Genomic DNA, 1,072 nt, shown 5'->3' with positions numbered 1-1,072 from the left:
ATAATACACGCACAATGCGCTCTTTCTCTTAAACATGCAGCGATAAGGGCTGCAATTTCTTTTTTAGCTTCTTGTTGAGTAAGCCCGTGCAAGTCTAAAAAGAATTCTGGATTATAAAATCCACGGCGCAATTTTTTTACTTCGTAAGGATCAGCATTTTCTCTGCTATAGCGGATAGGATCTTCTTGCAATAATGGTTGGTAATTATCGGAAAAGTAAAATTCAGCATGATCTTTTTCATGTTGTAATTTTTTTGTTTCTACCGTTTTTTGTGAGCGTTTTATCGGTTTATGAATAACGGTATCTTGCTTAATCTTTTTGATATTACCAATACTGTTTTTAAATAAGTCGATATCTTCATGATCTAATTTAAATTTATTTAGCATGATTCTCACTCTGGGTAAATTTTTTCTTTAAATTCGCATAAATCTTCAATCACACAAGAACCGCACCGAGGCTTACGCGCAATACAGGTATAACGGCCATGCAAAATTAGCCAATGGTGGCAATTGATTTTGTACACTTTAGGTACAACTTTCAGCAATTTTTCTTCAACAGCCTCAACTGTTTTTCCAGGTGCAAAACCAGTGCGGTTGCTGACTCGAAATATATGAGTATCAACGGCAATAGTTGGCCAGCCAAAGGCTGTATTTAAGACAACGTTAGCCGTTTTTCGTCCAACGCCAGGCAGTTCAATAAGCGAATTAAAATCTTCTGGCACTTCGCCTTGATATTTATTAACTAAAATTTGGCATGTTTTTATAATATTCTCAGCCTTACTATTATATAGCCCAATAGTGCGGATATAACTTTTTAATTTATCAATACCAAGCGCCAAAATTTGCTCAGCAGTATTGGCAACAGCAAACAAGGGTTTAGTGGCTTTGTTTACACTCACATCAGTTGCTTGTGCTGAAAGCACAACGGCGATTAGTAGCTCAAAAGGTGTTTGATAAATTAGCTCTGTTGTTGGATCTTTAATATGATCCTTTAGTCTTTCTAAAATTTGGATTCGGGTTAATTGTTTCACGAAATAATGATATTAAAAGTTATTTAGACATATTATATACTT

The 1,072-nt window shown here is 35.1% G+C and carries 2 protein-coding genes; both read right to left on the bottom strand.

The window, feature by feature from the left end:
• A partial coding sequence (smrB, locus tag A9G30_RS01430; RefSeq protein WP_065587809.1) for an endonuclease SmrB occupies positions 1-386 on the bottom strand: 386 nt, incomplete at its 3' end.
• Positions 387-391: 5 nt separating this feature from the next.
• Positions 392-1,030 (bottom strand): endonuclease III, encoded by a 639-nt coding sequence (gene nth, locus A9G30_RS01425; protein WP_065587808.1) that lies wholly within the window; start codon positions 1,028-1,030, stop codon positions 392-394.
• Between the last annotated feature and the right edge of the window lie 42 nt (positions 1,031-1,072).

It is taken from the genome of Gilliamella sp. Fer4-1 (genome assembly GCF_001690515.1).
GTDB lineage: Bacteria > Pseudomonadota > Gammaproteobacteria > Enterobacterales > Orbaceae > Gilliamella > Gilliamella apicola_C.
Note: the sequence above shows the minus strand (reverse complement) of the source record. Positions and strands in the feature narration are given on the sequence as shown.